Origin of the sequence: Corynebacterium sp. MSK032 (assembly GCF_030232065.1) — a bacterium.
GTDB lineage: Bacteria > Actinomycetota > Actinomycetes > Mycobacteriales > Mycobacteriaceae > Corynebacterium > Corynebacterium jeikeium_D.
The window spans coordinates 66,094-90,525 of sequence record NZ_JASPJR010000010.1 but is presented as its reverse complement, the minus strand read 5'-3'; the positions used below and the strand labels follow the sequence as shown (position 1 = coordinate 90,525).

At 59.3% G+C, this 24,432-nt stretch carries 18 protein-coding genes; 11 read left to right on the top strand and 7 right to left on the bottom strand.

Annotated elements, in window-relative coordinates; all coding sequences use genetic code 11:
• Positions 1-12: 12 nt before the first annotated feature.
• The gene (locus QP995_RS07240) at positions 13-744 is read left to right on the top strand and encodes an SDR family oxidoreductase (protein ID WP_016421787.1); all 732 of its coding nucleotides are present in this window, start codon (positions 13-15) and stop codon (positions 742-744) included.
• A gap of 82 nt (positions 745-826) precedes the next feature.
• On the opposite strand, the gene QP995_RS07235 is transcribed toward QP995_RS07240, so the two are convergent.
• Positions 827-2,524, bottom strand: a complete 1,698-nt coding sequence (locus QP995_RS07235; protein ID WP_101687974.1) for an AMP-binding protein — start codon at positions 2,522-2,524, stop codon at positions 827-829.
• A gap of 540 nt (positions 2,525-3,064) precedes the next feature.
• Positions 3,065-3,910 (bottom strand): HNH endonuclease family protein, encoded by an 846-nt coding sequence (locus tag QP995_RS07230; protein ID WP_257877184.1) that lies wholly within the window; start codon positions 3,908-3,910, stop codon positions 3,065-3,067.
• 326 nt (positions 3,911-4,236) lie between these two features.
• Between QP995_RS07230 and gltB the strand changes: the two genes are divergently transcribed.
• Both gltB and QP995_RS07220 read left to right on the top strand, forming a co-directional pair.
• Entirely contained in the window at positions 4,237-8,859 is a 4,623-nt protein-coding gene (gltB, locus tag QP995_RS07225) for a glutamate synthase large subunit (protein ID WP_284853069.1), read from the top strand.
• Positions 8,852-10,393 (top strand): glutamate synthase subunit beta, encoded by a 1,542-nt coding sequence (locus QP995_RS07220; protein WP_070547013.1) that lies wholly within the window; start codon positions 8,852-8,854, stop codon positions 10,391-10,393. Before gltB ends, QP995_RS07220 begins: the two co-directional genes overlap by 8 nt.
• Positions 10,394-10,401: 8 nt before the next feature.
• Here QP995_RS07220 and QP995_RS07215 read toward each other — a convergent pair whose 3' ends face one another.
• Positions 10,402-12,969 carry a multicopper oxidase domain-containing protein gene (locus QP995_RS07215; protein ID WP_070547015.1) on the bottom strand — a complete coding sequence of 856 codons (2,568 nt, stop codon included), beginning with the start codon at positions 12,967-12,969 and terminating at the stop codon, positions 10,402-10,404.
• 132 nt (positions 12,970-13,101) lie between these two features.
• Positions 13,102-13,254: a hypothetical protein gene (locus tag QP995_RS07210; protein WP_155877870.1), complete on the bottom strand. Its 153-nt coding sequence runs from the start codon at positions 13,252-13,254 to the stop codon at positions 13,102-13,104.
• Between the two features lie 366 nt (positions 13,255-13,620).
• Here QP995_RS07210 and QP995_RS07205 point away from each other — a divergent pair, with 366 nt between their 5' ends.
• From QP995_RS07205 to QP995_RS07180, 6 genes are read left to right on the top strand one after another with little or no spacing between them, the layout of a single operon-like run.
• A complete protein-coding gene (locus QP995_RS07205) occupies positions 13,621-15,507 on the top strand; it encodes a polysaccharide biosynthesis protein (protein WP_070547016.1) in 1,887 nt (628 codons plus the stop codon).
• A gap of 9 nt (positions 15,508-15,516) precedes the next feature.
• Positions 15,517-16,761 (top strand): lipopolysaccharide biosynthesis protein, encoded by a 1,245-nt coding sequence (locus QP995_RS07200; RefSeq protein WP_284853064.1) that lies wholly within the window; start codon positions 15,517-15,519, stop codon positions 16,759-16,761.
• 3 nt (positions 16,762-16,764) lie between these two features.
• Positions 16,765-17,955: a glycosyltransferase family 4 protein gene (locus tag QP995_RS07195; protein ID WP_070547019.1), complete on the top strand. Its 1,191-nt coding sequence runs from the start codon at positions 16,765-16,767 to the stop codon at positions 17,953-17,955.
• A complete protein-coding gene (locus QP995_RS07190; RefSeq protein WP_070547022.1) occupies positions 17,955-19,133 on the top strand; it encodes a DegT/DnrJ/EryC1/StrS family aminotransferase in 1,179 nt (392 codons plus the stop codon). Before QP995_RS07195 ends, QP995_RS07190 begins: the two co-directional genes overlap by 1 nt.
• Positions 19,130-20,692: an O-antigen ligase family protein gene (locus QP995_RS07185; RefSeq protein WP_284853063.1), complete on the top strand. Its 1,563-nt coding sequence runs from the start codon at positions 19,130-19,132 to the stop codon at positions 20,690-20,692. The genes QP995_RS07190 and QP995_RS07185 overlap by 4 nt, the downstream gene beginning before the upstream one ends.
• Positions 20,693-20,702: 10 nt before the next feature.
• Positions 20,703-21,368 carry a sugar transferase gene (locus tag QP995_RS07180; RefSeq protein ID WP_284853062.1) on the top strand — a complete coding sequence of 222 codons (666 nt, stop codon included), beginning with the start codon at positions 20,703-20,705 and terminating at the stop codon, positions 21,366-21,368.
• Here the strand turns inward: QP995_RS07180 and QP995_RS07175 are convergent.
• A complete protein-coding gene (locus tag QP995_RS07175; RefSeq protein ID WP_259803618.1) occupies positions 21,352-22,047 on the bottom strand; it encodes an acetyltransferase in 696 nt (231 codons plus the stop codon). The genes QP995_RS07180 and QP995_RS07175 overlap by 17 nt on opposite strands.
• Before the next feature lie 58 nt (positions 22,048-22,105).
• Positions 22,106-22,633 carry an HPP family protein gene (locus QP995_RS07170; protein ID WP_049189801.1) on the bottom strand — a complete coding sequence of 176 codons (528 nt, stop codon included), beginning with the start codon at positions 22,631-22,633 and terminating at the stop codon, positions 22,106-22,108.
• 163 nt (positions 22,634-22,796) lie between these two features.
• On the opposite strand from QP995_RS07170, the gene QP995_RS07165 reads away from it, so the two are divergent.
• Complete coding sequence (locus tag QP995_RS07165; protein ID WP_005510922.1) at positions 22,797-23,090, top strand: RNA-binding S4 domain-containing protein; 294 nt, start codon at positions 22,797-22,799, stop codon at positions 23,088-23,090.
• Positions 23,091-23,093: 3 nt separating this feature from the next.
• Positions 23,094-23,975: a VOC family protein gene (locus QP995_RS07160; protein ID WP_147719268.1), complete on the top strand. Its 882-nt coding sequence runs from the start codon at positions 23,094-23,096 to the stop codon at positions 23,973-23,975.
• 49 nt (positions 23,976-24,024) lie between these two features.
• On the opposite strand, the gene QP995_RS07155 is transcribed toward QP995_RS07160, so the two are convergent.
• On the bottom strand, positions 24,025-24,372 hold the full coding sequence (locus tag QP995_RS07155; RefSeq protein WP_176719133.1) for a PIN domain-containing protein: 348 nt from the start codon (positions 24,370-24,372) through the stop codon (positions 24,025-24,027).
• Positions 24,373-24,432 lie beyond the last annotated feature (60 nt).

Below are 24,432 nucleotides of genomic sequence, written 5' to 3'. Positions count from 1 at the left end.
GAGGAGCCGTACATGAGCATCGATATTGCCGCTGACACCAAGATTGCCCTGGTCACGGGTGCAAGCCGTGGTATTGGCCTGGCGGTCGCCAAGGATCTCTCCCGTGACCACCATGTCATTGTGGGCGCTACCAGTGCTGAGTCTGCCGAGAAGGTGGCGTCGCAGTTGCCGTCGGCAAGCGTATTCGTTGCTGATCTGGGTGATACCGACGCCGTAAACGCGGAAGTGGCAAAGCTGTTGGAGGCGCTCGGTGGGCGCGGGCTGGATGTGCTCGTGCACTCGGCGGGCGTGTACGTCGATGGGGACGTGGCGGAGGTTTCGCGTGCGGACTGGTCGCGGATTATGGACATCAACGTCGTCGCCGTTGCCGACCTGACCCGCCAGCTGCTGCCGGCGCTGCGCAAGGCGGAGGGTACGCTGGTGACCATCAACTCGGGCTCGGGATTCCGCGCTTCAGCTGGTACTTCGCCGTATGCGGCGTCGAAGTTCGCACTGCGGGCCTTCACCGATGCGCTGCGCGAGGAAGAGCGTGGCGCGGTACGAGTCAGCTCCGTGCACCCCGGGCGCGTCGATACCGATATGCAGGTTCAGCTGCAGTCGAATTGGCACCGCGATGATGCGGATTGGCGTTACGACGGCACGAAGTTCATGCGGCCTGAATCGATCGCAGCCGCGGTACGTCTGGCCGTTGATACCGGAGCGGATGCCAACGTGGATGAAATCCAGGTGCGCCCGCGCGGATAGCCGTGTAAAAGGTAGCGGAAATAAGCAAAAAGTGTGCCCACCAGGCGGATAGCCGGTGGGCACACTTTCGTGTGCAGGCTTCTTACTGAGCGTCCAGATTCAGGCGCTCGTGCATTGCCTTGACCTCGCGCGGGACAACCTTGCCGATGGCGTTGCGCGGCAGGGAGTCGACGAAGAAGACGCGGTCCGGAGTGGAGTGCTCGGCCAGAGTTTCGCGGACGTACTCGCGCAGCATGTCCTCGGTGAGGTTCTTGCCGGCCTCATTGTCCTCGCGGACAACGTAGAGGAACAGGTCAGCGAAAATCTCGTCGTTTTCGTTGCTGCCGTGGCAGAAGACATCGGCGATGCCCGGCACCGGGCCCAGAATTTCTTCGACCTCGCGTGGGAAGACGTTCTCGCCGCCCTTGATCACCATGTCGTCGGAGCGACCACAGATGTACAGGTAGCCGTCCTGGTCGATACGGCCGAGGTCACCAATCTGGAACAGGCCATCGACGGTGGTGAACTTGTCCTTCTTGTTCAGGTAACCGATGAAGGAGAGCTCCTGAGCGGTGTGGATCATGCCAACCTCACCCGGCTCGACTTCCTTGCCGTCGTCACCCAGGATGCGAACCTTGGCGCCAATTGCCGGGCGACCTGCGGAGTCCGGGCGGGCTGCGAGGTCCGCGCCGGATGCGATGGAGCACAGGCCGGCCTCGGTGGAGCCGTAGAAGTTACAGATAACCGGACCGAAGCGGTGAGTCAGCGCGGAGACGAGCCAGCCCGGGATGGCGTTACCAGAGGAGACGATGAAGCGGAACGGGCCAATCTTGCGGTTCGGCTCCTCATCCAGAACATCCTTGATCTGGCGCAGGAAGAAGGCTGCGGAAATCATGCCGTTACAGCCGTACTGTTCACACTGGTCAACAGCCTTCTTCGGGTCGAAGACACGCATGGTGACAATGGTGGAGCCGGTAGCCATGCCAATCAGCACATTTGCCCAGCCCCAGGCGTGGAACATGGATGCGGACTGGTGAATGACCATGTTGCGGCGCCACGGAATACGCTCGGCGATTGCACCCACAGTTGCCGGTGTCTTCGGCTCATTGCGCAGGACACCCTTCGGGATGCCGGTGGTGCCGGAGGACATGATGATGATGCGTCCCTGTTCCGGCTTCGGATCTAACTTGGCGTTCGAGGTACGGCCTTCTTCAATGAGGTCTTCCATGAACAGGAAGTTCTTGCCCGCGTTCTTGCGGGTCTCCGGCTTGGTCACGGAGGTAATAACGACGGTGACATCGTCGAGGTCTTCCGGCAGGTTGCCCAGGAACTCGTCATCGACGAACAGGAACTTGGCCTTATTCTGGTCAACGACGCCGCGAATCTGAGTCGGGCCGGAGCCGATGTTCATCAGCATAATTTCGGAGCCGATGAAGCCCTTGATAGCCATCGGCAGAATAATGCCGCGGCCGTTACGTGCGATAACACCGAAGCTGGACTTCTGAGTCATGCCACGGTCCATCAAGGCACGAGCCAGGGCGTGGGCGTTGTCCAGCAGCTGAGAATAGGTCAGTTCGCCGTCATCATCGACAAGGGCGAGGCGATCCGGGTAGCGCAGCGCACCCATGGAAATCAGGCTGGCGACGGAGAACTTCAGGCGACGCAGGTAATCGAGGACCTTCGGCGCCGTCTTCGGAGTCATGTACAGGGCGCCGGTACGCAGGAGCGGTGGAATCGACTGGGCAAAAGCCTTGATTTGCAGCCCAAGTGGTACTTGCGGAGCCTTCATTTCAGCTGCCATGGGTGAGAATCCTCCAAGGTGATGGACAAGCGGCTAATAGCGCCAAGCGACTCTTCAGTCACATTGACACCATCAGTCACGATAGTGCGTTTTTGTAACAACCAGACTTTAACAAACCTGTGCCGCGTCAAAAAGTAGTTTCCACGAAGAAAAGTAAAAATACGCAGTCAGTGTGCGCAGTGCTTTACGACGGATACCTTTTTCGCGTACGGGCTAGAGGATACAGTGTTATCAAACGGTTATAAACCGACAGGAAGCAGTGAATATAACGAAATGATAACACTGTGGTAACGAATTCAATTCTGGTATTGACGTATATAACTCTATGAATCCAGGGGTTTTCGGTTGGTTTGTTTGAAAGGGGTGGGCCGTAAGTGAATGGCGGTCGCCCCCAGAAATTAGGGGCTAGGAATCTTCAGGAAAAATGAAATGCTCGCGACCGAGAGGGGAGGGAGGTTGCGAACACGTAGCTGAATAGGTGGCATATTCGCCGGCTTGAGCCTCGGTGTGTGGCATCGGTGAGCGCCGGAGGAAGTTGCCCTAATTCAGGGTTAGGGCGGCAAGTGCGGGCTCATCCTCTGGTGTGCAGGTAGAGAGCCAACGGTCGATGGCATCGTACTCCGCCTGCGTGACCCATAGGTGGTATTTCTGTTTTACCGCCACCTGGCGAGCGACATACTGGCAGCGAAATGGCTTATTGGCGGGCACCCAAGATGCGGCATCGCTATCCCGCTTCTGTTGATTGGCGGGGCCATCGACGGCCAAGAGGTTGAGGGGGTCATTGGCAAAGTCCTGCCGAACCTCGGGCGGGAGTTGCTGTGCCCCCTTTTGCCAGGCGTCGCTTAAGGCTACGACATGGTCGATTTGAACGGCAGAAGAGGTATCGCGGCCACGCTGGAACTCAATCATCGTGCCGGTATAGGGATCCAGTAACTGCCCTGAAAGCACGACGCAATCGTGGCTATTTGGTTTGTACTCCTTATTAATAAGGTCACGATTCAAAATATCGTTTCGCGTGTCACATCCGTTGTGCCCAAACTCGGCAGAGACGTCGTCACTCCAACGTTGTCCGAACTCATCGCGCGCATAGCCGGTTTTCGGTGCGCGCCCTTTTACCTCCAGCTGGTTGAGGGCGCTACGGATGCCGTCGATAGGCGATGTGCCGGGCGCTGGGGTGTCCGGGGCGTCCGGGGAGTGGGGCGCTTCAGGAATCTCGGGCGCGGGTTCCTCTGGCTCGGGCGTGAATGCGGGTGCCGGAGCCGGGCTGTACGACTGGCTCTCTGGAGTGGGGGCTGTGGGAGCCGTGCAGCCGCTGAGGATTGTCACTGCGCCGATAAGGAGGGCGAGGCCCTGCAGTGGCGAGCGGAAACGACGGTTGACGAGCATGGAGCTAACCATAGCGGTGGGAGCGGATTGGGTATGGAGGGAGGTTTGCTAAAGAATCGAACAATTGTGCGTAGTTAGCGGGGGTGGTAGCTCGATTAGGGGGTTATGGCGTTAAAGCGGGTAGTAAAAGCCCGGTTTTAGTCGAACGGGAAGGGTGTTCTAGCTCCTTCGGGGGTGGGTAAATATAGCTAATTCCCTAAATACGTATTGCAATACGCCTAGATGAAAGTGCATTGTTAAAACAGTTGGAAATATAGATAACCCGTGTCCCCCAATTGGCACATTGCACCTACAAGGGGAAAACAGCCATGACAGCTAAGACAGCCATGACTCTGACCGAAACAGCGACCACATTGCCTCGTGGTCCTCAGAGGGAAGGTCTCTACCACCCGTCGAACGAACATGATGCGTGTGGCGTGGCCTTTGTTGCCGACATTTACGGTCGCCAGACCCATGACATTGTCGAAAAGGGCATTCAGGCACTGGTCAACCTCGACCACCGCGGTGCCGCCGGCGCCGAGAAGACCACCGGCGACGGTGCCGGCATTCTCATTCAGGTTCCGGATGCCTACTACCGTGCTGAGCTGAGCAAGGAAGGCGTTATTTTGCCGCCGGCCGGAACCTACGCCACCGGTATTGCGTTCCTGCCGCAGTCGCGCATGGCCACCCTCGATGCCATCCGGGCTATTGAAGACATCTGCGCCGAAGAGGGCATCGAGATCTTGGCATGGCGCGATGTGCCGATTAACGCTGACGGGCTTGGCCAGATGGCTCGCCAGGCTATGCCGGTGCTGCGTCAGCTCTTCGTTACCGCGAAGAACTACGAGGGTCGCCAGCTCAGCGATATCGATCTCGACCGCAAGATGTTCTTCCTGCGTAAGCGCTGCGAGCGTGAGCTGGGTGAACAGGGCGCCGGCGAGGGCTCTGGTGGCGACACTGTGTATTTCCCGTCGCTGTCCAGCCGCACGATCGTCTACAAGGGCATGCTGACTACTCCGCAGCTGAAGGATTTCTACCTTGACCTGCAGCAGAAGGAAGTCACTTCCACGCTCGCCATCGTGCACTCGCGCTTTTCCACGAACACCTTCCCGTCCTGGCCGCTGGCACATCCGTACCGCTACGTCGCTCACAATGGCGAAATCAACACCGTGCGCGGCAACGAAAATTGGATGCGCGCCCGCGAGTCGCTGATTCGCTCTGGCAAGCTGGGCAACATCGACCGCGCGCTGCCGGTGTGCGACCCCAACGGTTCTGACACTGCGCGTTTCGACGAGGCCCTGGAGTTACTGCATCTCGGTGGTCGTAGTCTCCCGCATGCGGTCATGATGATGGTTCCGCAGGCCTGGGAGCACGACGACAATCTCAGCCCGCAGGTTCGCGCGTTCTACGAGTACCACGCCTGCCTGATGGAGCCGTGGGACGGCCCCGCTGCCATCTGCTTTACCGACGGCCAGGTCATCGGTGCCACCCTGGATCGCAATGGTCTGCGCCCGGGGCGCATCTGGGTGACCGACGAGGGCCTGGTGGTGATGGCCTCCGAAGCTGGTGTCCTGGATATCCCGCCGGAGCAGATTGTGCAGCGCACGCGCGTGCAGCCGGGGCGCATGTTCCTGGTGGACATGAAGGCCGGTCGCATTATTGAGGACAAGGAGATTAAGTCCACGCTGGCCGCCACCGGGCCATACGAGGAATGGATCAAAGAGGGCCTGGTCGACATCACCGACCTGCCACGAGAGCGCTACCAGTACATGCCGCATGCCCGCGCGGTGTTACGACAGCGCGTCTTCGGCATCACCGAAGAAGACGTTGACCTCATCATCCGCCCGATGGCACTCACCGGCGCGGAGGGCCTGGGTTCGATGGGCTCAGACACGCCGATTGCGGCACTGTCCAACCGCCCTCGCATGCTGTTCGACTTCTTCTCGCAGCGGTTCGCGCAGGTTACCAACCCGCCGTTGGACTCGCTGCGCGAAAAGTCCATCACCAGCATGAATACGTTGCTGGGTGCAGAGACCAACATCCTGGAGCCCACCGCCGATGCCGCCCGTCGCATCCGGCTTGAGCATCCAATCCTGGACAACCACGACTTTGTCACCCTGTGCCAGGCGGGCAAGAACGAGGAGTACTCCGAGTTCCGTGCCGAGGTCATCTCTGGCCTGTACCCGGTCGCCCGCGGTGGCCGTGGCCTGCGCAACGCTATCCGTCGTGTTCGCCGTGAGGTCTCTGAGGCCATTGACCGTGGTGCCCGACTGATTGTGCTGTCTGACCGTGAGTCCAACGAGCGCTTTGCCCCCATCCCGTCGCTGCTGCTGACCTCCGCGGTCCACCACCACCTGGTGGAGGAGCGCACTCGCACGCGCGCCAGCCTCATCATTGAGGCTGGCGACGCCCGCGAGGTGCACCACATGGCCATGCTGCTGGGCTTTGGCGCCGATGCCATTAACCCGTACATGGCTTTCGAAACCATCGATGAGCTGCGCATGAAGGACCAGCTCGGAGCTCTGACGTTGGATCAGGCCTGCTCGAACTACTGCAAGGCTGCCTCCAAGGGCGTGCTGAAGGTCATGTCCAAGATGGGTATCGCCTCACTGCAGTCCTACCGTGGCGCTCAGCTGGCCGACACCGTCGGTCTGTCGCAGGAGTTCCTGGACGAGTACTTCACCGGCGCTGTTTCTCCGCTGGAAGGTATTGGTCTCGACGAGGTCGCAGAAGATGTTGCCGCGCGCCACCGCAGCGCATTCCTGCCGCGCCCGGAAGAGCAGGCACACCGCGAGCTGGATCTCGGGGGCGAGTACAAGTGGCGTCGCGAAGGCGAGTACCACCTGTTCAACCCGGAGACCATCTACACGCTGCAGCATGCCACCCGCACTGGTCAGTACGCGGTCTTCCGCGACTACACCAACAAGGTCGATGCGCAGACCAAGCAGCTGGCAACTCTGCGCGGCATGCTCGAGTTCGCCTCGGACCGCGAGCCAATCGACATTGAAGAGGTCGAACCGGTCTCGAGCATCGTCAAGCGTTTCTCCACCGGCGCAATGAGCTATGGCTCCATCTCTGCGGAGGCACACGAGACGCTGGCCATCGCTATGAATCGCCTGGGTGCGATGTCCAACTCCGGCGAGGGCGGCGAGGACCCAGACCGTTTCGAAATGGAGGCCAACGGCGACTGGAAACGCTCTGCCATCAAGCAGGTCGCATCGGGCCGCTTCGGTGTGACCAGCCACTACCTGTCCAACTGCACCGACATCCAGATCAAGATGGCCCAGGGTGCAAAGCCCGGCGAGGGTGGCCAGTTGCCACCGAACAAGGTCTACCCGTGGATCGCGGAGGTCCGCATCACCACCCCGGGCGTGGGGCTAATCTCGCCGCCACCGCACCACGACATCTACTCAATCGAGGATCTGGCACAGCTCATCTACGACCTCAAGAACGCCAATCCGCGCGCCCGCATTCACGTCAAGCTCGTCTCCGAGCAGGGCGTGGGTACCGTCGCCGCTGGTGTCTCGAAGGCGCATGCCGACGTCGTGCTGATCTCCGGCCACGATGGCGGCACTGGTGCCTCGCCACTGACCAGCCTCAAGCACGCCGGCGGTCCGTGGGAGCTGGGGCTCGCTGAAACCCAGCAGACCCTGATGCTCAACGGGCTGCGCGACCGCATCCGCGTGCAGTGCGATGGCCAGCTCAAGACCGGTCGTGATGTCGTGGTCGCGATGTTGCTGGGTGCTGAGGAGTTTGGTTTTGCTACCGCTCCGCTGGTGGTTGAGGGCTGCGTCATGATGCGCGTCTGCCACCTGGACACCTGTCCAGTTGGTATTGCCACCCAGAATCCGAAGTTGCGGAGCAAGTTCACCGGCCGTGCCGAGCACGTGGTCAACTTCTTCACCTTCATCGCCCAGCAGGTCCGTGAATACCTCGCTGAGCTGGGTTTCCGCACCATCGATGAAGCGGTCGGACATGCCGAGTGCCTGCGTCCGCGCAAGGATCTCGACAACCTTCCGCGCGTCGCAAAGCTTGACCTGGAGCGAATCCTGCACGTTGCCGAAAGCCCCTTCTTTGCGGACCAGGATTCCTACTGCACGAAGGCGCAGGACCACGGCCTTGAGGGCGCGTTGGATGAGCGCCTCATCGACGAAGCGCAGCCCGCGCTGCGTACGGCGCGCGCGAATGGGCTGGCGCCGACACCGGTATCGCTGCACCACGCCATCAGCAATGTGAACCGTTCCGTGGGCACGCGCCTGGGGTATGAAGTCACCAAAGTCGCAGGTAAGCAGGGGCTTGCCGACGACTCCATCGTCGTCAACCTGCTCGGTTCCGCCGGTAACTCGCTGGGTGCGTTCCTGCCGGCCGGTGTGACCATCAAGCTGGAGGGCGATGCCAACGACTTCGTCGGCAAGGGCCTGTGCGGTGGCAAGATTGTGGTTCGACCTTCACGTTCGGCCCCGCCGACCGCGGATGTGGCTACCGACACCATTGCCGGCAATGTCATTGGTTTTGGTGCCACCAGCGGTGAGATCTTCGTCCGCGGCACTGTCGGTGAGCGCTTCTGCGTGCGTAACTCCGGTGCTACGGCCGTGGTCGAGGGCATCGGTAACCACGGTTGCGAGTACATGACCGGTGGCCGCGTCGTAGTGGCGGGCCCGGTCGGTCACAACTTCGGCGCCGGTATGAGTGGCGGTATCGCTTACCTGCTGGATAACGAGGCGACGCGGGCGAACATCAACACCGAGCTGGTCGATATTGTGCCGCTCGATGATGAGGACATCAGCTGGTTGGAGGCCACGCTGTCGAAGCACCGCAAGCTCACGGGTTCTAAGACTCGGTTCCCGGCTGCACAGTTCATCAAAATCATGCCGCGTGATTACGCCCGAATTCTCGACGTAGTCGCGAAGGCAAAGGACAACGACGCTGACATCAACGAAGCAATCATGGAGGCAGTAACCAATGGCTGATCCGAAGGGGTTCATGAAATTCCAGCGCGAAGAGCCTGCTCATCGCCCGGTTCCGCTGCGTCTGATGGACTGGAAAGAGGTCTATGAGGAGGCTAGCAACGAGCAGGTGCAACAGCAGGCGACCCGCTGTATGGACTGTGGTGTGCCGTTTTGTCACTCGGCCTGCCCGCTGGGCAACATCATTCCGGAGTGGAATGACCTGGTTCGTCAGAACCGCTGGCACGAGGCTTTCGAGCGCTTGCACGCCACCAACAACTTCCCGGAGTGGACGGGCCGCCTGTGCCCGGCACCGTGTGAGGGCGGTTGTGTGCTCGGCATCAATGATGATGCCGTGACCATTAAGAACATCGAGCTGGCCATCGTTGAACGCGGCTTCGATGAGGGCTGGGTGCAGCCGATTGTGCCGACTTTCGACACCGGCCAACACATCGCTGTCATCGGCTCCGGGCCGGCGGGCCTTGCTGCAGCACAGCAGCTGACTCGCGCCGGGCATGATGTCACGGTCTTCGAGCGCGACGACAAGATTGGTGGTCTGATGCGCTACGGCGTGCCGGACTACAAGATGGAGCAGCGTTTCCTCGACCGTCGTCTCGAGCAGATGGAAATCGAGGGCACTGAGTTCCGCACCAACATCTCACCGACGGCTGCTGACCTGGCCGAATTCGATGCAGTGGTCCTAGCTACCGGCGCGTCACTGGCCCGCGACCTGCCTGTCGATGGCCGTGATTTGGAGGGTATTCACCAGGCTATGGAGTACCTGCCGGGTGCCAACCGCGTTGCCGCAGGCGAGCTCGACACCCCGCCGATTGATGCGAAGGGCAAGAAGGTCGTTGTCATTGGCGGCGGTGACACCGGCATTGACTGCTTCGGTACCGCGCTGCGCCAGGGAGCGGCGTCCGTCACGCAGTTCGATATTCGCCCGCGTGCGCCGAAGTCCCGTGCGGCGTCGACTCCGTGGCCGATGTATCCGCTGGTCTGGCGTGTGGCGACTGCCCACGAAGAGGGCGAGTACACCATCACCGGTTCCGAACCACCAGAGGTTACCGAGGCACTCGGCTTCAACGCTCGCGTCACCGGCGAGACCCTGGGCAAGCGCGTCTTCAACGTCAACACCGTCTCCTTCCACGGCGAGGACGGTCACGTGACCGGCCTGTCCGCCAACGAGGTCGAGGTCATCGATGGCAAGCGTGTGCCCATGGAGGATACGGATTTCGAGCTCGACGCCGACCTAGTTCTCATCGCGCTGGGCTTCTCCGGTCCGGAGCGCGGCGGTCTGCCCCATGAACTGGGGATTCAGTTCAACGATCGCGGTGTGATGATGCGTGACGACGACTACCTCGCCGTGCGCAGCGACATCGAGCAGAACTTCGACGGTCCGGTGTTCGTGGCCGGTGACAATGGCCGCGGGGCCAGCCTGATTGTGTGGGCTATCGCCGAAGGTCGCGCCTGCGCCGAGGCCGTGGACCAGTACTTGATGGGCGAGTCCAATCTGCCGCGCGCTGTCGAGCCGGAGGATGCTCCAATTAAGTTGTAAACCCTGGTTTAGTTCACCACTATGTTGCCGCGTGCCCCCATTTCGGCATGCACCATCTGGTGGTCGACAAAGCGGTACGTGCCAGGCTCTGGGAATTCGGCCTCAACATAACCACCCTGCGCGGCACCGAGGTCAAGGGCTTGGGCACCGCCCACGCCGTCGTCAAGCAAAAGCGCGCCCTCCTTGTACACGCGATGGAACTGCGTGCCGACGATATGGAAGCTCGTGCCCTTGTTGGGGCCGGCGGCAAGTACCCAGAAACGTACCGTCTCACCTGCGCGAATGCGAATTGGGTGGGTGAGATACTGGTCGGGGTAGCCGTTGAACTTGTAGATATCGGGGTCCTCGGCCATGGTCTTGTCGGCGTCGGGGCCGTCCTCGCCCCAGTAGCTTTCCGACTGCACCAGAAGAACCTCGTGGTCAACATCAGTGAGATTCGGTGGGTCGATGATGACGGCACCGTGCATACCGGCAGCGATGTGCATGGACATGGGCATGGTTGCGCAGTGGTACATCCAGATGCCCGCGCGGTCAGCACGGAAGCGGTACTCAAGCTTCTCACCAGGGGCGATGTCGCGCATTGGCTCGTCCGGCGAAACAATGCCGGCGTGAAAGTCGATGGAGTGACTCATGGTGCCGTCATTAATGAGCGTGACGACGAACTCGTCGCCCACCTTGCCGCGCAAAGTTGGCCCCAGCGGTTTGCCGTTGAATACCCAATGCTGCTGCTCGACGCCAGGGGCAGCGTAGCCGGTGAATTCGCTGGCCCGCAGCGTGACGTGGTGAACCGTGGCGTCCTCGGCGGGCTCTAACATCGGGTTGATGGTGGGGGAGTCCGGACCGGGCTGTTCGCCGACATTCCCGAGTGCGCCTGGCGTTGCGTGGTCGGAGTGGCCGCTGTTCCCGGTGCGGTGTGAATGATTCGAGCCACCTGCATTGACCGTGAGCGTCATGCCCATCTGGCGGTGACCAGCAATGGTGCACCAGCCGTCAATGTCACCGGGAACAACCGGCACTTCAATGGTGGCGGAGTTGCCAGGGGCGACACGTCCGGTGTCCTCGCCGGTGGCCAAGCGCAGATCGTGGACCTGGGAATCAGCGTTGACCATGGTGATGACCAGTCGGTCGCCGGGGTTCGCCTCTATAACGTTCGGGGTATAGGTCATATCGTTGGCAGTAACCGTCACCTCGACGGTATCTCCGGTGGACGCAACATCACCGGTGGTTTCAATGCTTCCTGTACCGCCACCGCCACCGCTCAGCGCAACGCCGACGGTTACTACCAGGCCCAATACAGCCAGAGCAGCGGTCGTTTGAGCACCGAGTCGACGTGCAGTTGCATGCAGTTCGACCGGTTTCGGCGGTGCTTCCTTGTTCGCCCGTGCCTTCTGACTCTCTTTTAACGCACCAATCTGAGCCTTCGCGGCACGGCCGACAAGTGGCAGATAAGACACCAAGGCAAGGGAGACCATTGCGGAGACCGCCACTTTGGTCCAGGAAGGCAGCGGCATTAGCCACAGTGCCAGACCAATATTGATGGTTGACCAGCGGAATGCGCCCGCGCGGTCAAGTTCCTTCATACCGGCAGAGACTGGGCCAGCACCTCCGCCGATGGTGGCGGGCAAGAGTTGGCTCATCATGCCGATAAGCAACTGGGCGCCGAAACCGATTACCAGCGGCAGCGTGAGGGATGAGATTACGAAGCCGTCGTCAAGCGCCTTGACTGTGGCGACTGCGAGTGTGCCGATTAGCCAGACGACTGCAGCTGCAGCAGACAACGCCGGGTAGCTGAGGCGGTCGCGCGGGTCTTTAGCGACAGTCATGACGTTGTGTGCCCACGGGATGGCGGCTATGACCCAGCCGATAGTGATAATGCCAAGGCCGACGGAGTCCAACCAGTTGAAGCTGGTCAGTGCACCGATCGCAGTAATTGCGATACCTATGAGCTGTACTGCTAGTGCCAGCTTCGGGCGGGAATGCGGCGACATCCGGGTTCGCCACAGCGCTGGGAACATGGTGATGAGCGTGCCGCAGGCCGCGAGCCCGAGGAAGCCAATGAGGTTGACGGTTTCGTGTGCCAGTAGGAGGTCGTCGTGAAGCGCTTTGCCCTTAGGAGATGCGAGGATGGCGCCGAGTGCAGCGCCGATGGGCAGTAGGCATGCCGACGCGACGTAGTGTGCAACGGAGATGGCGAATGGCCGATCGCGCTTCGCTACCAGGTCGCGTCCGAGGGAAAACGCATGCCATGCGACGGCGACGCCGACGACCGTCGCGCCGGTGGTGGTCACTGGCCACCAGTCACCGAGCTTGCCGACGACCGTCGCGACAATACCTACGTTGAGCAGGTAAATATTTGCCAACTGAATCTTCCGATTGCCAACGGGCACGTCGATTTTCAGTAGCTTTTCGGTGAAGTGGCGGCCCCAGATGAGGATGGAGTTGGTGACGGCGCCGAGGGTAAAGAGATGCACCAACAGCCAACGGCCATCGGCGACGAAAGGGTGAATGAGTGCTGCCACAATGATGGAGGCGAACCACCAGCGCACTGGCATACCGGCCTTGCGATGCCAGGACATGCGGCGCTTCTTGCCAGGCTTAGTAGGCGGTTTGGTTGTGGGGGATTGGGGTTCTGGTGTGGCGTGCGACGACATATATCAATAATACGCATACTGGGTGCGCATTTAATATGGGCGCATGTAAGAGTGCTTTTATTTGGTCGGGTCTTCGCCGTTTTTGTGGGCCTGCCAGAACTGTGTGGTCTTCTGTGTCTGACCCATCCGGTTTTGAATCAGCATCAGGGTAGTAAGGAAGGGCTTCCGGGTGATGAAAGCGCGTGCCCGACGCGTTGATGATGTGCTCACGGGGAAGTGTAACCCTTTTGTCAAAAACGATTGTTTGAGTATTCACGCAAATACTTCCTTGAATAAACATCTCAATAAAGAGGTGATCGTGCATTAATTGCAATCGTCAGGAAGTGGTTACGTTAGAAGCTAGTTTGTACAGCTAGTTAGATGAATGTAAACAGATTGAAGCTTCAGTAAACAGTTGGTGAAACGTTGTTTTACCAGGGAGAATGATGAGTGGTAAAGGTGGCTTTTTGGCTACCCGAACGATGGGGTAGCCCTTTGTAGTAGGGGGCTGTAAATGTAGTTCATATCGCATAGTATGCCAAGCCTGTGGAACGCATTGTGCGTAAGAAAATTTAACCAGCAGTAAAAGGCATAAGAATGTTTATCCGAGACTGGAAGCAGCTCGCCTGGTGCGTATTTGACGTACTCGCCTGGCTGATTGCGCTGTCCGCCGCTAACGGAATCGTCCGCGGTGAATTGGTATCTTTCTCTGAAATATCAGGCACTAATTTTTTGGTTGTCGCTGTCGCCGTGGCCGTCATCGTCCTGCTCGGCCTGCTGCTCGGGGAGTACACCAACCCGCAACGCGTATGGCCCGGCAGTCGAACTGAAGATATTGTTCTGCTGAGCATCAGCATGGGCGGTGCTACCGCAGCCACTGGCTTGGCTCAAATCCTGAAGACCTTCCCGGAAATTGCGTGGTACGTTCCGTTCGCCGGTGGCTGTGTCGCAACTTTGGCAAGTATCTATACCCGAACTCTCGCTCGCTGGATTACCAACAACTTTGGCTCCCGTCAGACGGATGACCGCTTGATCGTTCTCGGTGCAGGCCGTCGAGCCAAGTTCTTTATTAACAGCCTTACGGATTCCGGTATCTCCCGTGAGAACCGCTTCCACTTGGTTGGAATCGTCGATCCCAAAGAAAGCCGCGAGAACCATATTTCTCGTATCCATGGTCTCCGCGTGATTCGTGGAATTGATCAGCTGGGTGAGCTCGCATCGCGCACTTCGGCGCAGTCGGTCATCATTGCTACTGATGAGCCACTGTCCACTGAGTGCATCAACGTCCTCAACCACATTTGTGAGGAATCGTCCCTGCGCCTGCTCATTCTGCCGCCGGTGGAGGAGTATTCGCGCCACCGTGGTGCTGTCGCTACCTCGCAGGTGCGCGAAATTAACATCGCCGACCTCATTGGCCGTCAGCCTCTGCACCTGGATGAATCCAAGGTCGCTTCCATAATCCGCGGTAAGAAGGTGCTGGTCACCGGCGCTGGAGGTTCTATCGGTTCCGAAATCTGCCGACAGGTTCACCGCTTTGAGCCGGCAGAACTGATTATGCTGGATCGCGATGAGGGCGGCTTGCATGCCACGCAGCTGTCGCTGACGGGTTCGGCGCTTCTCGACGGCTCCGATACCGTCCTGGCTGATATCCGTGACGCGGAAATGCTGACGCAAATCTTCACCGAGCGCAAGCCCGATGTTGTCTACCATGCTGCAGCTCTCAAGCACCTGCCGCTGCTGGAGAGCTACCCTGCAGAAGCAGTTCAAACCAATGTCATCGGAACTCAGAACGTCCTGGATGCAGCGGCTGGGGCCAACGTTTCAACCGTTATTAATATTTCCACGGACAAGGCTGCGAACCCGGCCTCGATTCTGGGTGAATCCAAGCGCGCTGCGGAACGTCTGACTGCGCACATGGGGAAAACTCACGAAGGTGTCTGGGCATCTGTCCGCTTCGGTAACGTGTTTGGCTCGCGCGGTTCAGTCATTACGACTTTCCAGCGTCAGATTGAAGAGGGCGGCCCGGTGACGGTGACGCATCCTGACGTTCAGCGCTACTTCATGACCATTCCGGAGGCATCGCAGCTGGTGCTGCAGGCTACCGTTATTGCAGAGTCCGGTGAGACTCTGGTGCTGGAGATGGGTAAGCCGGTCAAGATTGCTGAGCTGGCGGAGAACTTGATCAGGCTCCATGACGCAGACGTAGAGATTGTCTACACGGGCCTTCGCGAAGGTGAGAAAATCTCCGAAGACTTGGTTGATGACCGCGAGGTTCCCAAGATCGGTGATCGTCATCCGCTAATCACTGAGGTACGTGTTGAGCCGGAACGGCTGAATTCGCGGATTCTCCCGTGCACACATAATCACGATGCTGCACGTCGTTGGCTTGCAGAGCACGGTGGGGCGCAAAGCAGTATTGAGGCGCATCCCACCGGTGCACAATCACTTGCAACCGTTAGTGCGAAAGCAAAAAAGTTAGGATGACTCCCCACCGTGACAACTACCAGCTCCTCTAACTCCGGGCAGCTGGCGCAAAGAGTTCGAACAGTTGCGACGATTTCGGCAGCTTCAGCGCTCGCCGCAGTCGTCGCCTTTGTGGTCAGTATTCTTTCCGCGCGAGTGCTGGGGCCCGCTGGTCGAGGCGAGGTCGCTACCGTTTTGCAGTTCGCCTATATTGTGGCGCCATTCGTCGGCTTTGGGGCCGATCGGCTTTTGCTGCGCCGCGATGATTACGACCACGGTCTCATTCCGAGTGGTTACGCCATGACCGTGGTCGCTCTGATTGCCTGCGCCATCGCAGGAGTCGTCTACGGACCGTGGACGGCAATGGCCGGCATTGTCGCCTTGGTTACCGTGTCATTTTCCATGGTTCGTGCGATGGCCATCAGCCGCCATCGAGTGTCCTTCTTCGTCGCAGTATTCGTCGGCTTCCAGGGCTCAGTGCTGCTGATTAGCACTGCGCTGTATTTCGCTGGAGTCGAGGACTGGCGCTGGTGGACTGCGGCCTACATCTTCCCGGCGCTGCCCCTGGCAATCTGGTCGCTGGCGAAGTCACGCGAGCATACCGATTCCCGTGTCGGCGGAGTGGTAGAGACGGCTCGTACAAATGCCCCGTTCATCGCATCGGGTCTCGGACCGCTGACGACCACACGCTTGGGGCGCGTTTTACTGCCGGCGCTGGCCTCGCCGGCGTCGTTAGGCCTTTTCGTGGTCGTGGCGACGGCGACAGAGCCGCTGTACTGGGTCGCGCAGTCAGTCGCCGATCAGCGCACCAGCGACCAGAGGGGTCGCGAACTCACCCCGTCTCGTGTGCTCCGACACCTTGGCATAGTCACTGCAGCGTACGGCGCGCTTGGTGCGCTCGGTGGTATGGCACTCTACTTCCTCATCGTGCCGGTATTCGGCCATGAGTTTGAGCCTGCTCGGGAGTTGGTGCTGCCACTGACTATCGCGGCCGTGGTGCTCGGCTGCTACCGACACCTGTGCGGTGAAATTCTCGGCAGCGACAATCCCCGTCGAATTGGCCGAGTGGAGCTCATTTCCGCCGTTATCGCTGTCATTTGTTACCCGATTGGCATTCTTCTCGGAGACGCCCTCGGTCTCGCGTGGACCAGCGCAGTTGTCTACTTTGCAGCAGCCGTTGTTGCCGCAGTGGCGTTGATGCAGCCGAGCAGAGGCCCGAAAAATCCATCAACCACCAACGAAGAACTTCCCGTCGACGTAATCGAGGAAAGCTAAACAATGCGAATCACTTATATCCACCAGCACTTTGTTCTCCCCGGTGAGCCGGGTGGTTCCCGACCCTACGAGTTTGCCCGCCGAATGGCCGCTGCAGGCCACGAGGTGACAATGATCTGTGGTCGCGATGAGGCCATGGATAAAACGGTCGATGGCATCCACGTGCGTCGTTTAGCGATTCCGTACCGCAATGAAATGTCGAAGCGCGAGCGCATCGTCAGTTTCTTCAACTTCCTGGTGCGCGCCTCCGCGGTTGCTGCCCGTGTGCCTGCCGACGTGATTTACGCGTCCTCGACTCCGCTGACTGTGGCGGTTCCGGGAATTGTGGCGAAGTTTACCCAGCGTGCGCCGTTGGTGGCGGAGATCCGTGACCTGTGGCCAGAGGTGCCAATCAAGTTGGGCTACCTCAATAATCCGGTGGCGATTTTCCTGGCCAAGCAACTGGAGAAGGCATTTTATGCGGCATCGAGCGAGGTCGTGGCGCTGTCGCCGTCGATGGCCGATGGCGTCAAAGAGGTAGCTCCGAAGAAGTGCGTGACTGTCATTCCGAATGCGTCGGACTTTGAGCGTTTTGATGTCCCGGTCGAGCAGCGTGCAGCTTTCCGTAAGGAGCAGGGCTGGGGCGATGACGTGGTGGCGGTCTACGCTGGTGGTTTTGGCATGTCCTACCAGCTGGAGTGGCTTGTGGATTTGGCGGCGCAGCTGCGTCGTGATGGCGTGGAGAATGTGCGCTTTGTCCTGCTGGGGCAGGGAAGCGACTCGGATGCGTTGTACCAGCGCGCTGAGAACGCTGGCCTCGATGCCGATGCGATGTTCCTCGGCCGTCAGCCGAAGGAAGATGTCGCCAAGTACGTGTCTGCCGCCGATATCGCGCTATCGCCGCTGCGTGATGACCCCTGCCTGGAGGGCAATTCCCTGAACAAGGTCTTCGATGCCATGGCCGCATCGCGTCCGGTGGTGTTCAACCACGGTGGCTGGCTGGAGGAAGCCGCAACCGAGCACGATGCCGGCTGGCGTCTCTCGCGCGATATTCCGACTGCGGCCAAGCGATTCGCTGAGATCATCTCCGACCGCGATGAGATGCGCGCAGCGGGACAGCGAAACCGCGAACTGGGTGAGAAGCGTTTTGCTCGTGACAGCCTGTACAACCAGCTCATCGAGGTACTCAACCGCGTTCGAAAGGTTCAGAAGTAATGACTAACGCCGACACTAACAAGCCCAATGAGCGGATCTTTCTTTCGCTCGCGACAGTCACCGAAGCAGAAGAACAGGCCGTCGTTCGTGCACTCCACTCTGGTTGGGTGGCTCCGTTGGGTCCCGAGGTAGACGCGTTTGAAGCGGAGATTGCCAAGCGCTGCGGTGTTGAGCACGCGCTCGCGCTGTCGTCTGGAACTGCTGGCCTGCACTTGGCGCTGCTCGCGCTGGGGATTGGTGAAGGTGACTACATTCCGGTTTCCACCATGACCTTCGCGGCCACGACCAACGCCATTGCTTACGTTGGTGCTACGCCGGTGTTCGTCGATGCCGCAGAGGACGGAAACATCGACCCTGAGCTGCTGCTCGGCACCGTCGATGAGCTGCTTGCCGAGGGCAAGAGCGTTCCCGCCGTGATGATTGTGGACCTCTTTGGCCGCTGCGCCGATTACCCGGCCTTCGCGCCACGCCTGGAAGAACTCGGCATCGCGCTCATCGAGGACGCCGCCGAGGCGCTCGGTGCCAGCGTCCATGGTCAGCCGGCCGGCAGTTTCGGCCGTGCCGCCGCGCTGTCTTTCAACGGCAACAAAATCATGACCACCTCCGGCGGTGGCATGCTGCTGTCCGATGATGCCGATCTCATCGCCCGCGCGCGCTACCTCTCCACGCAGGCGCGTCAGCCCGTCGCTTGGTACGAGCACACCGAAATCGGCTACAACTACCGCCTGTCCAATCTGCTCGCCGCACTGGGGCGGGCGCAGCACTCGCGTCTGGACGACATGATCGCTCGCCGCCGCCAGATTCGCGATGCGTACATCGATTTGCTCGCCTCGCTTGACGACGATGCCCCTGGTAAAGGTACCCGCTTGCTCTCTGACTCCGACGAGCGTTTCACCGAGAACTGCTGGCTGACCTCAATTGTGCTGCCACAGGAGGCCGTCGATAAGGGCGTCCTGAGCCCAGACAGCGTGATTGCAGCACTGGGTGAGGCCAACATTGAGGCTCGTCACCTGTGGAAGCCCATGCACCTACAGCCGGTGTATGAAGGCGCGCGAGCGACCATCAACGGCACCGCTGAGAATCTTTTCTCCCGCGGCATTACTCTTCCTAGTGGTCCGGCGCTGGACGATGACGACGTCGCGCGGGTGATAGGTGTTTTGAAGGAAGTGCTGGGATGACTCCTACAGAGGTAGCTGGAGAAACTGTAAAACAGCGAAAACCAATACTGCAGTCGCTGTTTATTGTGGTGGCCGCAGGAATGTTTGCTGGTGTCCTCTACGTTGGCGACACGACGATGAAGGACGTCTCTTCGGCGCTTCCTGATCTCTCTCTTGCATTGCCGATTTTGGTGGTTGTTGCAATCCTTACCGCCTTCGGCACCCCAGAAGCGCAGCGCCAGAGTTGGCTGAATGCGATGAAAGGCGCTGGCAATGTAAAGCAGTGGCCGATGGCCGTGTGGGCATTAGTGGCTTTCTATGCCTGGTTGTTCTGGATGATGCTGTCCGGACTGTGGGCCCCCGAAGCTGCCGAAGTTGCTCCTGTCGTTACTGCGTTGATAACGCTTGGGCTCATCGCCACGATGTCAGCAATACTGTTCTATTTGCATCCTCAGGCACTGGTATGGCTGTGGTTAGCAGTAGTCATTTGCTCGCTTATTTTTCTCTACGGTGGCATTACTGGTCCGAAATATGTCGGGCGCATGACGGCGTTCGGCGGTGGACCGAATGTCTTTGCCCGTTTCATGCTGTACGGCATCGCGGCAGCTGTGTTTTTCATGCTGTGGCGTAAGTTCATGTGGGCAGTTCTCTTGTTTGCTGCACCATTTGCTTACGGTCTCGTTGCGTCGGGAAGCCGCGGTGTACTGGTTGCTACCACCGTGGTAGTCCTCTTTACCGCAATAGCTGTGTTTTTTCACTGGGGTTGGAAGTGGGCGACTGTTTTTTACGTCGCAGTCGCCGCAGCGGTCGCGTATGGATACTCGCGGTTCATCGCAGGTACCGAGATTGAAGAATACTTTAAGACGCGCTTTATCCAGTTGACCTTCGAAAAAGAACATGATTCCGGACGCGGTTATCTCCATGATGAAGCTTTCCGAATCATGGGTGAACACCGCATCTTTGGTGGAGGCCTGCATAGCTTCGTTGTGCTGTCGACACCGAGGTCTTCACGTCCACTGGAGCATCCGCACAATATCTTCTACACAGTCGGGTCTGAAGCGGGTGTCATAGGTATCGGCCTGTTTGTGATTGTGCTGGTTGTGCTGGCAATCGCCTGTCGCCACCTATTCAAGTTTCTTCAAGCTGGTCTGACCGCAGCTGTGGCGTTAGCGGTTCTTGTGGCACAGGTTTTTTCCGGCTACTACTACGATTCCCGTTCGCTATGGCTATTTGGCTTTGCAGCAGCATTTACAATGCTGAGCCTACGGCGCAAGGACGCAGCATCGGCAGAACCAGAGCTGGATGAGCAGCCGCAACCAGAACCCGCAGCCGAGCCCGAACCAGTCATGGTCACCGATACCGCGGGGCCGGTTGTGCCGGAGCCGGAGCCAGCGGTGGCCGTCGTCAAGCAAAGTGCGCCTGACAACAAGAATGACAACAGGAAGCTGCGCGTTGCGGCAGCGTCGTTTGCCGCGGCCGGTGTAGTGGGTGCGGTTGGTTGGCTGGTCAGGAACCGTTCCAATGCGGAAGTCGATGCGCGTGCCGCGGAGTTCTTGCGCGAAATGTTCAACGAAAAGTAGGAGATGACCAATGGATTCACTGAGCATCCGCGCGCAACGGGTAATTAAGCGTGGCGTCGACATCGCGGCATCTGCAGCAGGCTTGATTGTGCTGTCGCCAGTTATGGGCGCTACGGCTCTGGCAGTGCGACTTTCCATGGGAAAGCCAGTCCTATTCCGCCAGGAACGCCCGGGCCAGGATGGTGAGCCGTTTAATATCCTCAAGTTCCGGACGATGCACCACGTCAATCCGGCAAAGGGGCTTGTCGACGATGCGTCCCGCCTCACCGAGGTGGGAAAATTCCTTCGGTCCACAAGCTTGGATGAGCTCCCGGAGCTCTTTAACGTTCTGCGTGGCGATATGAGCCTCGTTGGCCCGCGTCCGCTGCGAATGAAGTACCTAGAGCGCTATTCGCCGCGCCAAGCACGCCGCCATGAGGTGCCACCGGGAATTACGGGGCTTGCCCAGGTGTCGGGCCGCAATGGCATCACCTGGGAAGAGCGTTTCGAGTACGACGTGCAGTATGTGGACAATTGGTCGCTACTGCTCGATGCGAAGATTCTTCTCGACACAATCTTGGTGGTGCTCAAGCGCGAAGGCATCTCAGAAGAGGGGCAAGCGACCATGACAGAGTTCACTGGGTCGTCAGACAAGGATTCGCCGGATAAGAGCGTCTCGGCTAACGCAGGTTCTTAATCACACTTGCAGGAACACCGGCGACAACGGTGTAGTCATCGACGTCTCTAGTAACTGCGGCTCCGGATCCGATGTACGCTCCCTCGCCGACGGTGAGGCCGGGGTTGATTACGGAGTTGGCGCCTAGGGTGCAGGCTTCGCCAAGCGTGACAAAGCCCGACACGGCATTGAGCGGGAAGATTGTGCAGTAGTCTCGCAGCACTGCATCGTGGCCGATTGTGACATTCATATTGATTTGGGCGTGCTTGCCTACCTCAATATTGCAGGTCAAGCGTGCCCCGGGGCAGATGACCGTGCCCTCTCCGAGCGAGACCAGCGCGCCAATGCTGGTGTCTGGGTGGACCAGAGTCGCAGGCACGAGCCCTTCGGCATCTGCGCGTTGCGCAATCGAACGTCGAGCTGCGCCGCTACCGATTGCGACTGTGTAATAAACCCCCTCGGGCAAGTCCGCGAGGATTTCGGTTTTGCCCAAGAGTTGCACGCCCATTTTGTGGAAAAAGGTCATATCTGGGGTGCCATCATCAATAATGCCTAGGATTTCCCACTGCGGTGGTAGGCCGTTGGCTGCTGCGTAGTCGTTGATGTCCTTGATGAAGCTGACCACGTTTCGCCCAAAACCACCAGCGCCGACGATGACAATTTTTTCGGTCGTCGTGTTGTTAATCCACTGCTTTGGCATGAGTGTCATTATCCCACTGATAGCCGTATTTAGCCGGAGTGCGTGACTGCGAATTCACCTACCACCAGTAGGTGGGATACCGAAGGCCGCGCAGTCGATTTGCGAGGATGCCAAGCATCACGATCATGATCGACGAAGCGAAAATGAAGCCTATGAAGCGGAAATCGTTGGCAAGCCCATGACCGTGTGGCATCAGCACAGTGACCATAGCGGTAGCGGTGGCAGGGGAGTGCGCCGCGCGAGCAAGAAGCATGAGCGCGAAGGCGACGCCGGCGGCAACCGCTGCAGCAATGATGGTCGAACCCAACATGTGCAGAATTGCGATGCCAGTCGTGCAGCCGATGAGGTGTCCGACCACGACATTTCGTGGCTGAGCCAGAGGCAAGTTGGGCGCACCGACAATAAGCGCCATGGCAGCGCCAATAGGAGGCAGAAATAGCAGGTCAGAGACAGAAGTTGAGATGAGTGCCAGGGTCATCAGCGGCAGGCTCACGGCTACCGAGGCGGCGATAACATGGCGTAGCGGAGGGCGAGGTGGCGCTTCGCTGGCGATCCGGGGCCACTTCGGAGACCGTGAATTAGACATGAGAACGATGTTAGGGTGTGCTGCCTCATCTGCGTCGCGGTTCGAGGTTTTTATTGAAATAGAAGTTTAAATGGGGTGGCTCCCAGGTCTCCCAAGCCTCCAAAGCCGAACCAGACCCGAACCAACCCCGACCATTTTCACCGGGTATGACACACTTAAGGACATGGAGCCTATCGATGTCGCAATCCGGGATGAGTCCATCCGTCTCGGGCAATTCCTGAAGTTGGCAAACCTGGTGGAAACGGGCGGTCTGGCCAAGGAACTCATTGCCGAGGGCCAGGTCAGCGTGAACGGTGAGGTCGACACCCGCCGTGGCAAGGTGCTGCGTCCAGGGGACGTCGTCTCTGTTGCCGGTATGTCGGCACGCGTGGCCACCGCCGATGAAGTCGATGATGACTACTTTGATGAGGCCACCGCCGACGATGACTTTGATCCTGAAAAGTGGAGGAACTTGTAACTCATGCCCGCATTTCCCGCCGAATTTGGCATGCCCCTGCGCGTAGATCTGCTCTCCGCCGCACCGCGTAAGACCGAGCGCTTCTACCGCGGCGTTCTCGGGTGGGCTTATCGCAATACCGCGCCAATCCATGAGGATGCCCGCGAGGCATCCGCTGGTCGCCGCGTTGCCATGCTGTCCGGAATGCCGGTGTCGGTGCTGCTTGAGGCCGATAAGGACGCTGAGGATGCCTTCGTCAACCAGTGGCGCGTGAATTTCCATGTCGACTCCGCCGCTGGTGCCGTCGAGAAGGCGCGTGAGCTCGGCGCCGAGGTCTTCCAGGAACCGACCCCGCTTGTCGACGGATCCACGATGGCTGTCGTTTCCGACCCCGCCGGTGGCCTCATCGGGCTACTGGAACAGCCGGGTGAGCAGGCCTTCATCGCAGCGGGCGAGCCCGGCACACCAGTGTGGTTCGAGCTGGTCGCAGGCCCGGAGGAGACCTTCGAGCAGGTCGCGGACTTCTACCGCAACTTCTTTGGCTGGGAAATCGCAGTGCGCAACAAGAACGAGCACGGCACTTTCGCAGTTGCGATGGAAGACGGGGCGCCGTTCGCTGGCTTGGTAGCCAGCTCGGTTGCTGCACAGACCGATGCGGCAGATAAGAGCTTCGTTGGCTGGCTGGCCTACCTTGGCGTGGAGAACATCGACACCGCTGTCGCCAAGGCTGAGGAACTGGGCGGTTCCGTGCTCGTTGCCCCGCAGGCCACCGAGTTCGGCCCGCTGGCAACCGTGCAGGATCCGTGTGGTGCGGCAGTTGTGCTCTGCGAGGTGCCGCTGCCACCGGAGGAGGACATCCGCGAGTCCGACCCGCTGGAAGGCATTGACCTCAGCCAGTTCCAGTAGGGGCTAGAGCTCTTCTTCGTCGTCCTCAGGGTCCTGTTTTCCGGTGTAGTTAACGTGTAAAGGATCGTCTTCGTTTTTTAGCCAATGCAGCGAAGAAGTCATTGGTCCAGGTAAAAAGTTCACTTTTACCAAGGTTGACTTGCTGCTGGAGCAATGGGTGATAAACAACCCGCTGTGACGGTGGGCAGTCGTAGTAAAAGATTCGGTACAGTCCAGCGCGCGATTCACGTATATGGCGATGGCAGTACTTGACCAGTTCATCAGCGCGATCTTCTGCGGTCTTATGACCAAACAGTGTTGCCGCACGTTTGCGGTAAAAGCCACCATCAACAAGCACTGCTGTAGTGATCTCGCGTAAAGGCACAGCTCGCGCAGCACTATATCTGTTTCTACTCATATTTCTTGGCCCTCCCCCTATGAGTAATCCCAGTCATCGGCGCTCTCCTTATCGGCGGAG